This window comes from Martelella sp. UBA3392 (genome assembly GCF_002358775.1).
Taxonomy (GTDB): domain Bacteria; phylum Pseudomonadota; class Alphaproteobacteria; order Rhizobiales; family Rhizobiaceae; genus Martelella; species Martelella mediterranea.
In genome coordinates, this window is record NZ_DEPM01000036.1 from 22,140 (window position 1) to 33,364 (window position 11,225).

12 protein-coding genes are annotated in these 11,225 nt (G+C 62.0%); 1 reads left to right on the forward strand and 11 read right to left on the reverse strand.

All coding sequences use genetic code 11. The features are described from left to right. Positions 1-11 precede the first annotated feature (11 nt). Both B4E36_RS02965 and B4E36_RS02970 read right to left on the reverse strand, forming a co-directional pair. Complete coding sequence (locus tag B4E36_RS02965; RefSeq protein WP_292059229.1) at positions 12-956, reverse strand: ABC transporter substrate-binding protein; 945 nt, start codon at positions 954-956, stop codon at positions 12-14. Between the two features lie 35 nt (positions 957-991). Further along, entirely contained in the window at positions 992-2,017 is a 1,026-nt protein-coding gene (locus tag B4E36_RS02970) for an ABC transporter permease (RefSeq protein WP_292059231.1), read from the reverse strand. 130 nt (positions 2,018-2,147) lie between these two features. Between B4E36_RS02970 and B4E36_RS02975 the strand changes: the two genes are divergently transcribed. Continuing rightward, positions 2,148-3,050, forward strand: coding sequence for a GntR family transcriptional regulator (locus B4E36_RS02975; protein WP_292059233.1), 903 nt, complete (start codon positions 2,148-2,150; stop codon positions 3,048-3,050). A 64-nt stretch (positions 3,051-3,114) separates the two neighbouring features. On the opposite strand, the gene B4E36_RS02980 is transcribed toward B4E36_RS02975, so the two are convergent. The 9 genes from B4E36_RS02980 to rimM form a co-directional block, all read right to left on the reverse strand. Further along, entirely contained in the window at positions 3,115-4,632 is a 1,518-nt protein-coding gene (locus B4E36_RS02980; RefSeq protein WP_292059235.1) for a sulfatase, read from the reverse strand. A 227-nt stretch (positions 4,633-4,859) separates the two neighbouring features. Further along, positions 4,860-6,269 (reverse strand): 3-isopropylmalate dehydratase large subunit, encoded by a 1,410-nt coding sequence (gene leuC, locus B4E36_RS02985; RefSeq protein WP_292059237.1) that lies wholly within the window; start codon positions 6,267-6,269, stop codon positions 4,860-4,862. 269 nt (positions 6,270-6,538) lie between these two features. Continuing rightward, the gene (locus B4E36_RS02990) at positions 6,539-7,393 is read right to left on the reverse strand and encodes an amino acid ABC transporter permease (RefSeq protein ID WP_292059239.1); all 855 of its coding nucleotides are present in this window, start codon (positions 7,391-7,393) and stop codon (positions 6,539-6,541) included. Positions 7,394-7,400: 7 nt separating this feature from the next. Then, entirely contained in the window at positions 7,401-8,201 is an 801-nt protein-coding gene (locus B4E36_RS02995; protein WP_292059241.1) for a transporter substrate-binding domain-containing protein, read from the reverse strand. Between the two features lie 93 nt (positions 8,202-8,294). Then, positions 8,295-8,576: a hypothetical protein gene (locus tag B4E36_RS03000; RefSeq protein WP_292059242.1), complete on the reverse strand. Its 282-nt coding sequence runs from the start codon at positions 8,574-8,576 to the stop codon at positions 8,295-8,297. 73 nt (positions 8,577-8,649) lie between these two features. Beyond that, positions 8,650-9,117, reverse strand: coding sequence for a 50S ribosomal protein L19 (gene rplS / locus B4E36_RS03005; protein WP_018064434.1), 468 nt, complete (start codon positions 9,115-9,117; stop codon positions 8,650-8,652). 178 nt (positions 9,118-9,295) lie between these two features. Then, a complete protein-coding gene (locus B4E36_RS03010; protein ID WP_292059244.1) occupies positions 9,296-9,820 on the reverse strand; it encodes a GNAT family N-acetyltransferase in 525 nt (174 codons plus the stop codon). Further along, positions 9,813-10,502, reverse strand: coding sequence for a tRNA (guanosine(37)-N1)-methyltransferase TrmD (gene trmD, locus B4E36_RS03015; RefSeq protein WP_292059250.1), 690 nt, complete (start codon positions 10,500-10,502; stop codon positions 9,813-9,815). Before trmD ends, B4E36_RS03010 begins: the two co-directional genes overlap by 8 nt. Positions 10,503-10,512: 10 nt before the next feature. Continuing rightward, positions 10,513-11,079 carry a ribosome maturation factor RimM gene (gene rimM, locus B4E36_RS03020; RefSeq protein ID WP_292059245.1) on the reverse strand — a complete coding sequence of 189 codons (567 nt, stop codon included), beginning with the start codon at positions 11,077-11,079 and terminating at the stop codon, positions 10,513-10,515. Between the last annotated feature and the right edge of the window lie 146 nt (positions 11,080-11,225).

Genomic DNA, 11,225 nt, shown 5'->3' on the forward strand with positions numbered 1-11,225 from the left:
ATTAGCCAGTCTTAGTAAAGCACGTTCTGGGCTTCGTCGGAGTCGATATTGTCCTTGGTGACGAGCACGACGCCGGTATCGATCTGGGGCTCGACGGACTTGCCATCCATCAGCTCCATCACCGCCTGAACGCCCTTTTCGCCCATCTGGAACGATCCCTGCACCAGAATGGCGTTGAGCGTGCCGTCCTTGACGAAGTCCTGGAGGTCCTTGTTGCCGTCAAAGCCGATGGCGGCGACCTGGCCGGCCTTGCCCGCCTGCTTGATAGCCCGGCCCATGCCGACGGCAGTCGGTTCATTGGCGCCGAAAATGCCCTTCAGGTCCGGATTGGCGGCCAGAACGTCGGTGGTCTGGTTCAGCGCGGTCGCCATCTGCGACTGCGAGTAATAGGGACCGACAATCTCGATCTTGGAATCGGCCTTGATCTTGTCGACGAAGCAGCCGACGCGACCGATTTCCGAGCCGACGCCCGCCACATAGGACATCACGGCGACCTTGCCTTCGCCGCCCGTCAGCTCGATCATCCGGTCGGCGGCAAGCTTGCCGGCGGCGCAGTTGTCGGTGGAGAGGAAGGTCTGGTAGGTGCCCTTGCCGGCATCCGAAAGGGCCGAGTCGATGATCGCGACCGGGATGCCGGCTTCATTGGCCCGCTTGACGGCGGGCACCAGCGCATCCGGGTCGGACGGGGCCAGCACGATACCGGCAACGCCCTTATTGACGGCGTTGTCGACCATGTTCACTTCCGCCGCGATATCGGACTCCGAAGCCGGACCGTCGAAGGTCATGGTGACGTCCGACTGGCCGTCAATGGCTGCCGAAGCGCCCTTGTTGACGTTCTGCCAGAAGTTGGAATTGGTCGTCTTGACGATGACCGCGATTTCCGCCGCGCTCGCCGTGGCAAACGGCACGGCGGCGATGGCACTGGCTGCAAGCACTGCTTTCAAGATCGTCTTCATGGTTTCTCCTCCCTTTAAAGACATGATTTGACTGGTTATCGGCGATTGCTGCGCAACTGGTCGATGAAGACGGCCAGGATGACGACAAAACCGATGATAATCTGCTGGATGAAGGCCGATACGCCGGACATATTGAGCCCGTTGCGCAGCACGCCGATGATGAAGGCGCCGATCATGGTGCCGGAAATGCCGCCGACGCCGCCCATCAGCGAGGCGCCGCCGATCACCGCGGCGGCGATGGCGTCGAGCTCGTACATCACGCCTTCATTGGGCTGGGCGGTCACGAGGCGCGACATCAGGACGTTTCCGGCAACGCCGGCAAGCGCGCCGGACAGGACATAGGCGGCGATCTTGGTCGCATCCACATTGACGCCCGACAACCGTGCCGCCTCCTCGTTGGAGCCGGTGGCATAGATATGGCGGCCAAGCGCGCGCCGGCGCAGGAGATAAGCCCCGCAGATGGCAACGATCAGCAGCAGGATGGCCGGATAGGGAATGCCCGGAAACACCACCCTGGACAGGCCGTTCGGCAGCTTTTCGACATGGCGAAACAATGCGCCATTGCCGAGAACGCCGAACGCCTCGCCAAGCTGGGAAATCGGCGCGGCGCCGGTCAGTTGCAGGGCTGTGCCGCGGGCGATCATCATCATGCCGAGCGTGGCGACGAAGGGCGTGATGCGCATCTTGGTGATGACGACGCCGTTGATAAACCCACAGAATGCGCCCACCAGCACCGCCGCCGACATGGCGACCGGCACCGGCAGACCTGCCTTCACCATCAGACCCGCGGCCGTGCCCGACAGCGCCAGAACGGAGCCGACCGAAAGATCGATGCCGCCGGTGATGATGACCATCGTCATGCCGATGCCGATCAGCCCGATCACCGAGGTCTGCAACAGCACCGTCAAGCCGTTATTGACCGACAGGAAGGCCGCATTGCCGAAAGCGAAAACGGCGATCAGCAAGGCCAGCGTCATCAGGGCGGATAGCTGGTGAAACGTGCCCGCGCTGATCCTGCCGATTCTTCCCAGGGGATGCGGCTCCTCCGCTGCCACCGACATAGGCTCCTCCAAATTCGGTGTAATATAATTAAGTACAAAACTATCCATGGAGACGCCGTTGTCAATTGTTTTTTATCATTGTCGACAAAACAATCCGCGTGCTAGAGCGGAAACACGCGGAGAAACAGGCATGGCAAGAACTGACGAGCGTTTCCGGGAAGCCTATAACCAGCTTCTGGATTATTGCGCCGGCAGGCAGGCGGGCGATCAACTGCCGGCCGAACTGGCACTGGCGCAACAGCTCGAAGTCAGCCGCACGGTCGTGCGCTCCGCCCTCGAGCGGCTCAATGCCGAAGGCCTCATCAGTTGGGAAGGCCGCTCGAAAACCCTGCTCCGGCTTCCAAGTGAAACAGACAGGCTCGCCGTGCAGTCCACCCAGCCGTCGGAGGATGAGTTGGAGCGCCAGTTTCTCGACTGGGTCCTGCGCTTCGACGTGCCGCCCGGAACGGCGCTGAACGTGACGGAACTGTCGCGCAAGTTCGGCGTGCAGGCCTATGGCCTTCAGGAGTTTCTCGCCTCGCTGAGCCGTTTCGGGCTGGTGCGCAGGCGACCCAGGGGCGGATGGGAACTGGTCGGCTTCACCCGTGATTTCGCGATCGAGCTCTCCGACTTCCGCACCATACTCGAACTCAACGCCGTCTCGCATCTCGTTGCCCTGCCGCCGTCGCATGGCATATGGAAACAGCTCGAGGACCTCAGAAACGACCACATCCGGCTCGCCGAGGATATCGATCAGCGCTATCACGATTTCTCGCTGCTCGATGAACGCTTCCACACCGCCATCGGCAGCGTCGTGAAGAACCGCTTCGTCACCGAGTTCCAGAAAGTGATCACGCTCGTCTTCCACTACCACTATCAATGGGACAAGAAGGACGAGCGCGACCGCAACCTCGCCGCGATCGGCGAGCATCTGAGAATTATCGACGCGCTGAAAGCGCGCGAGGAACAGGCCGCCCTGGCGGCGGCCCGCGACCACCTGAAGACCTCGAAACAGACGCTCCTGTCATCGATGCGCAGCCACGCCTTGCTCTGAACGGCTCTCACGCCAGGGCGATACGGCCGAAATGCTTGCCGCCGGCGATGCAGAGGCTTCGTACCTACCCGGCTTCAAGTTCATACCAGCGGTAGACCTCCGCCGGCGTGTCATGGACTTTCAGCACATCGATCATCATACGGTACAGGTTTGCGGCGATGGCGGCGTCCTCGATCGGCGCCTGCTGGCGCGGATCCGCCTTCAAGTCATACAGCCGGGTGCCGAGATCATCGAAGCCCTTGCCGTCATTATAGGGCACGCGCTTGGCGTCGCGGCGTGCTTCGATCGCGAGCACGGGAACGCCTTTCGTAAAATCGAAGCCCGGATGAAGCCGCGCGGTGCGCAGTTCCTCGATCGTGAACGGGGCCGTCATGTGGTTCGCAACAAGCGTGTATTCGCTGAGGCCCTCGCGGGAAAGGTCCGGCGGATAATGGTAGAGCGCGTGAGCGCCATCGGTCACGCCAATGGGACCTGAAAAAACCCCGAAGACGGCCGCATCGCGGATGGCCTCGTCGCGCGCCACGAGCGGCATGACGCTTCGCCCGGTCACCTCCTGCGGCACGTCCAGACCGTAGATATCCATGAAGGTCGGCATCAGATCGGTCGTCTGCGTCAGATGCTTGCGGCGCGCGCCCGCATGTTGCTGGTGATCGGGATGATGGATCATCAGCGGAATGTGGGATACCTCGTCATAATAGGGCATTCGGCACTTGCCCCACCAGTCATGTTCGGAAAGCAGGAACCCGTGGTCGGTCGACAGCACGATGCATGTGTCCTTCCACATATCGTGTTCGTCCATATAGTCGATCAACCTGCCGAAATATTCATCGCACATGGCGACGAGCGCCGCGTAGTTCGCGCGGATCTCCGCGATTTCCTCGGGGCTTTCAGCCACGCGGTCATAATGCGGCCAGTCGAGCACGCCGCCATTGTAGCCCGTCTCATAGGCTGCCTTGAAACGGTCGGGCGCGTGGAAGGGTTCATGAGGATCGAAGCACTCCAGCATCAGGAACCAGTCGTCGGTCGTACGGTTGCGGTCAAGGAACTCGAAGGCCGATGCGAAGCATCGCGGGCCGGGAAAGTCCTCTTCCGCCACGACTGTCTCGCGATTGATCGCGTGCTGCATACGTTTGTCAGGCTTCTCGGTGTTGTAATGGCGCGCATCGAACTTTTCCCGGATACGGTCCAGCGGCGGCTTCACCATGGCAACCCAGGGATCGTATTCCTGTCCGCGGATGAAATCGTAGCTTGAAAAGCGCGTGTGAAACCCATGCCCGCCATCTTCGAAATAATGCAGATGGTCCGTGATCAGATGGGTGTAGACGCCGCTCCGCTTCATGATCTCGGCAAAGGAATTGTCGAATGGTTCCAGAGGCCCCCACGAACGGTGGGTGAAGTTCAGACGCCCCCCATGCATGTCGCGACGCGCGGGCATGCAGGGCAGCGAGCCGACATAGTGACTGTCGAACGTCACCGCGCGGGCGGCGAAACGATCGAAGTTCGGCGTCTTCACCGCGGTTCCGCCGTAAGCGCCGAGCGCGGCGCGGTTCAGACTATCAAACAAGACGAAAATGGTTCTCATGAATGCTCCTTCCGCAGGAATATGGCGGAGCTATCCATGAAATGATAATGAATGTTGGTTGGCCCGCAATAACTGAAAGATATCGCCCTGACCCGGCCCCCACGCTGACGAGAAGCCTCTCGATGCCCGGAATAGACCCGGGCATCGAGAGGCCTACTCAACAAAAAAAAGGGGCGGATCGCTCCGCCCCCTGCTCAATGGCTTATAAAACGGACCGTACTGGTCGCTTACTTCCAGCTGCGGATGTCCACGAAATGGCCCTCGATGGCGGCGGCGGCGGCCATGGCGGGCGAGACCAGATGGGTGCGGCCCTTGTAGCCCTGGCGACCCTCGAAATTGCGGTTCGAGGTCGAGGCGCAGCGCTCCTCCGGCTTCAGCCGGTCGTCGTTCATCGCCAGGCACATGGAACAGCCCGGCTCGCGCCATTCGAAACCGGCCTCGAGGAAGATCTTGTCGAGGCCTTCGGCTTCCGCCTGTTCCTTGACGAGGCCGGAGCCCGGCACGATCATGGCGTTGACGGTGCTTGCGACCTTGCGGCCCTTGGCGACGGCGGCGGCCGCGCGCAGATCCTCGATGCGGCCATTGGTGCAGGAGCCGATGAACACGCGGTCGACGGCGACGTCGGTCATCTTGGTGCCGGGCGTGAGCCCCATATATTTCAGCGCCCGCCACTTGGAGCTGCGCTTGTTCTCGTCCTTGATGTCGTCCGGGTTCGGCACTTCGCCGGTGATGGCGATGACATCTTCCGGAGACGAGCCCCAGGAGACGATCGGCGGCAGGTTGGCGGCATCCAGCACCACCACGCGGTCATATTCCGCACCCTCGTCGGTCGTCAGCGACTTCCAGTATTCAACCGCCTTGTCCCAGGCCTCGCCCTGAGGCGCGCGCGGACGACCCTTGATATATTCGAAGGTTTTTTCGTCCGGCGCGATCAGGCCGGCGCGGGCGCCGCCTTCGATCGTCATGTTGCAGACCGTCATGCGGCCTTCCATGGAAAGGTCGCGGATCGCCTCGCCGGCGAACTCGATGACATGGCCGGTGCCGCCTGCCGTGCCGATCTCGCCGATGATCGCCAGAATGATATCCTTGGCGGTGACGCCTTCCGGCGCCTTGCCATCGACGCGCACCAGCATGTTCTTGGCCTTGGACTGGATCAGCGTCTGGGTGGCGAGCACATGCTCGACCTCCGACGTGCCGATGCCGTGCGCCAGCGCGCCGAAAGCGCCATGCGTCGAGGTGTGGCTGTCGCCACACACGATCGTCATGCCCGGAAGCGTGAAGCCCTGTTCGGGGCCGACGATGTGGACGATGCCCTGGCGCTTGTCCTTTTCGGAGTAATATTCAACGCCGAAATCGAGCGCATTCTGTGCGAGGGCGGCTACCTGGATGCGGCTTTCCTCGTTCTTGATGCCGTTGACGCGGTCCGGCGTGGTCGGGACGTTGTGGTCAACGACGGCGAGCGTCTTGACCGGCGCATGGACCTTGCGGCCCGCCAGCCGCAGCCCCTCGAACGCCTGCGGACTGGTGACTTCATGCACCAGGTGGCGATCGATGTAGATGAGACAGGTGCCGTCATCCTGGCTGTCGACCAGATGATCGTCCCAGATCTTGTCGTAAAGTGTGCGCGCTTTGCTCATGGTTTGATGACCCATATGTCGAGATAAAAGGAAAAATACGGCGGGAAGCCGACTGTGACGCTTAAGGCGATCAGCTAAGTCGGGCGTTGAGCGCGCCGGAAATCATCGCAAAGAACCGTCCCGGCAGGCGCTTCCTGTCCTGCAGAACGAAGGGCCGCGGTGATACGGCCTGAGTGCGATGGTCTATGGTCCTCATGGACCGGGTTATTAACAGCTTTCCGCAGGGACGGCAATCATTTCCGGCGCGGCGCGAAACCGGCTCGAACCGGTCACGCCGGCGGGAAAGCGCCGGTGGAGGCGTCACGCGCAAGCCTGGCCTTCTGCCGCATCCGGCGCTCGATCCCGCGCAGGATCAGCGACAGGCCGATCGTCAGCAGCAGGTAGATATAGGCAACGATCGAATAGGTTTCGAAGAAGCGGAACGAGCTTGCCGCATAGACCTTGCCCATCTGGGTGATATCGGCAACGCCGAGCACGGACACCAGCGAGGAATCCTTCACCATCGACACGAAATCGTTGGAGAGCGGCGGGAAGATGGTGCGGATCGCCTGCGGAAATACGATCAGCCGGAACCGCTGAAACCGGGTAAGGCCCAGCGCCTTTGCCGCTTCGATCTGCCCCTCGTCGACCGCCTGGATGCCGGCCCGGAAAATCTCCGCTATGAAGGCCGCATAGCCGATGGTGAGCGCGATGATCGCCCGCCACATCAGCGAGAAATCCCGCACCACGATTTTATCCATCACGCCGGAATCGATCAGCGGCGTCAGCACCAGATTGGCGAGCGCGACCATGGCCGGCGCGCCGACGAAGGCGACGTAGAACAGCAGCACCAGGATCGGTATGCCGCGAATGATCTCGACATAGAAACGCGCGGACTGGCGCAGCGCCACATGGCCTGAAAGTCCCATCAGCGCGATCACCATGCCGATGATCGTTGCCAGCGCGAAGGCGACCAGCGTCACGAACACGGTGACGCCGATGCCCTTGGCGACGATCGCGAATACCTGGGCGTAAAGCCCGTTGACTGCAATCGCAATGCCCGCGGTGCCGGCGAGCGCCAGGAAGGCGTAAAGCCACCACGGCCGCTCGCCCGCATTGCCGGCAGGCAGTTTCTGGAAGCTCATGGCCCGCCTACTGACCCATGGCGTAATCGACGAACCATTTCTGGTTCAGCGCATCGAGCGTGCCGTCGGCCGCCATATCGGAAATCGCGGCGTTGAACGGCGCCACGAGATCGGAGCCGGGCGGGAAGATGAAGCCGAAATCCTCGGCGCCGAGCGGCTCGCCGATCAGTTTCAGCGCGCCGTTCGAAACCTTGACATAGCCGTTCGCCGCCGTGCTGTCGGTCAGCGCCAGATCGACATCGCCGATCCTCAGCGCCTGGATCGCCGCCCCGATGGTCTCGTAGAGCTTGATGCGCGGGTTCTGCTCGTCGCCGTCCAACACCTCGTAGACGGCGGTGTAGAACGGCGTGGTGCCGGGCTGGGAGCCGATCAGGCCGTCCTCGAAGGCCGCGAAGCTTTCCGCATCGTCGAAGCGGTCCTCATCGCCGCGCGCCAGCATCAGCATTTCGGAATGCATGTAGGGCTCGGAGAAATCGACCATCGCCTTGCGGTCGTCGCGAATGGTGATGCCGTTCATGGCCATATCGTACTGGCCGTCATGGATCGCCTGGATCATCGCGTCCCAGCTTGTCGTGGTGTATTCGATATCGAGGTTCAGACGCTTTGCGATCTCGGCGACGGCGTCATATTCCCAGCCGATCGCCTCGCCGGTGCTGGGGTCGATGAATTGCAGCGGCGGATAGGTGTTCTCGGAAACGACGGTGACGGTCCGTCCGCCAAGGTCGGGCAGTTCGGCGGCGAAGGCCGGGCTTGCAAACGCGCCCAGCGAAACCAGAACCGCGGCGCAAAGGGCGCGTCTCGACAGCATGCTATAACTCCTTGCAGCAGATGATTGCCGCAAGGTGTCATATCCGGACGTAAACGCGCAAGTCCGTCGCGGCCCGAAACCGCTTCAGCGAGATCAGTGCAGGCGCTCGCTTTGCTTCTCGATCTCTTCAGGGGGGCGTCGACTGGAGGGATCGGGATCGTCTTCACTCAGGAATTCGAACACGTCGCGCGTGAGCGCTCTGGCGTGCAGAACGGGTGTGGCAATGGTTCCCAGCGTCGGGGTTGCGCCAGCCACTTTGGCGCGCTTCATGAACATCTCTGCTCCGTTTCGCCGGTCGTCTTTCGGCGGCAATCGGCTTTTCGTTTCAAGGACGCTGTAGATAGGAAGCGATTTCGACTTTTTCTTGTCAAACAAAACCGCCGCAACCCGGAAATGCAAAAGAGCCGCGCGATGGCGGCTCTTGAGCTATGCGAATTCTAGTGGAAGCTTATGCTTCGTTCGCCTTTTCGGCGGCAGCGGCTTCCTTCTCGGCCTTGGCGGCGGCGCGGGCTGCGGCCGCGATTTCGCGTGCTTCGTCGTTCAGGCGACGCGAACGTACCGAGGTGTTCTCGGCAATACGGGCCGACTTGCCGCGACGGTCGCGCAGGTAGTAGAGCTTGGCGCGACGGACCTTACCGCGGCGAACCACTTCAACGCCTTCAACCTGCGGGGAGTAAACCGGGAATACGCGCTCGACGCCTTCGCCGTAGGAAATCTTGCGAACCGTGAAGTTCTCGTGGATGCCCCCGCCGGAACGGGCGATGCAGACGCCTTCGAAGGCCTGCACGCGGGTGCGGGTGCCTTCCGTGACGCGAACATTGACTCGCACGGTGTCGCCGGCTTCGAACGGGGGCAGTTCGCGCAGTTCGTTGATGCGCGCGGTTTCTTCAGCTTCGAGCTGCTCGATGATGTTCATCGGTCTTACCTCTTGTCAGTCTTGCTTCAACAGCCAGAGCGCCCGACAATCATCCTTTGGTCAAAGCCGCCGGATTGGCCTCAAAGGGCCGGAGCGTTACGCGGTTCTTCATTTGGGTAACCGGAAACACCGGTCAGGGCGGGCCTATAGACGATTTTTCGGGTCCTGTCACCCCTTTTCAGCGGCTTTCCCATTCCGAGCGCAACAGGCTCATCATGCATGTATCCCAGCGCTCGTTCAAAAACCGCGCCGAAGAGCGGCGAATCCCTTCCATGCGGAACCCGAAGGCCTGATAGGCCCGGATCGCCGTCTCGTTGAAATCATAGACATTCAGTTCGACCCGCTCGATCGAAGCGTCCTTCAACGCCTCGTCCACAAGACAGGTCAGCATCGGCCGCGCGAGCCCCTGCCCCCGGTGCGCGGGCGCAACCACGATGCGGCAGAGCCGGGCGACGCCATCAAAATGATCATAGAAAATCTCGCAATGGCCAACCACCGCATCGCCCTTTCTCGCCGTGAAGTAGACCCATGCGGGGCGCTCGCCGGTCGAAAGCGCGAGCATCGCGCGCATCTGTGCCGCATCGAGCGGAAAGGTAAGCCGCGTACTCCCCCACTGGGCAAGCGAGCGTGCATCGGGAAACCAGCCCGCAAGCGTTTCGAAATCATCTTCGGTAAACGGAACCAGCCGGACCGGTTCAGCCATCGTCATCCTCCAGCAGATCCGGCCTTCGCGCGCGAGTCAATTCAAGCGCCTGTTCATGCCGCCATTTATCGATCGCGGCATGATTGCCGGAGGTCAGCACCTCGGGAATGCCCTGCCCTTCCCATTCGGCAGGCCGGGTATAATGCGGATATTCCAGAAGGCCGTTCTCGAAGCTTTCATGGGTGCCGGACTCGGCATTGCCCATCACCCCCGGCAGGACCCTGACCACCGCATCGAGCAGCGTCAGCGCCGCGGGTTCGCCGCCCGACAAGATATAGTCCCCGATCGAAACCTCCTCGAGATCGCGCCCATCTATGACGCGTTGATCGACGCCCTCGAAGCGGCCGCAGACGATAACCGCACCGGGGCCTTCGGCCAGCTCCCGCACCCGCTGCTGCGTCAACGGCCGTCCGCGCGGGCTCATCAACAGCCGGGGCCGTGCGTCATCGCCCGAGACGGCGTCAATCGCTCTCGCCAGAATATCGGCGCGCAGCACCATGCCCGCACCGCCCCCGGCCGGCGTGTCGTCGACGCTTCTGTGCCTGTCCTCGGCAAAATCGCGGATATTGACGGCATCGAGCGACCAGTCGCCGCGCTCGGCAGCCTTGCCCGCGAGCGAGAAGCCCAGATGGCCCGGAAACATCTCCGGGTACAGCGTCAGCACTGTTGCCTTGAAGCTCATGGCGCGGCCTTCACGCGCCGCCGGCGCCGGGAAAATCCGGGTTGTCATCGTCGTTTTCGTCGATCAGGCCGGCGGCCACCGGATCGATCAGGATGCGGCCGTCCTCGAAATCCACCTCCAGCACCGCGTTCTCGTTGAACGGGATCAGCACCGGGCGGCGGCCAGGGCCTTTCAGTTCCAAGAGATCGCCGGCGCCGAAATCGAACACCGCGCTGACCGCGCCGTAATTGTTGCCGGCATCGTCGAAGACGTCGAGGCCTTCGAGATCGGCGTAGAAATATTCGTCGTCGTCGAGTTCGTCGTCGGGCAGGTTCTCGCGCTCGATGTAGAGATCGAGGCCGCGCAACGTCTCGGCCGCGGTGCGGTCATTGATCCCGCGAAAGCGGACCACCACCATGTTGTTCTTGCCCGGCCGGATCTCGAGGATTTCGAAACTGCGGCCGTCCTCGGCGTGAAGATGGCCGTAATCGCCGACTGAAAGCGGATTGGCGCTGAAGCAGCGCACCCGCACATCGCCGCGCAGCCCCTGCGCCGCGCCGATGCTCGCCATCAATACCGGGTCTTTCAGCTTCACCATGGTCCCACCTCGAAATTTATCTATGCCGTTTCGGGCCAAAGGAAAAGGGCCGGACGCGAGCGCCCGGCCTTTGTGTAAGCAACTCTCAGTTCGCCCCAGCCCCCGAAAGGTCCACAAGCATCGCCGCCAACAATCTCCCCCCTTGA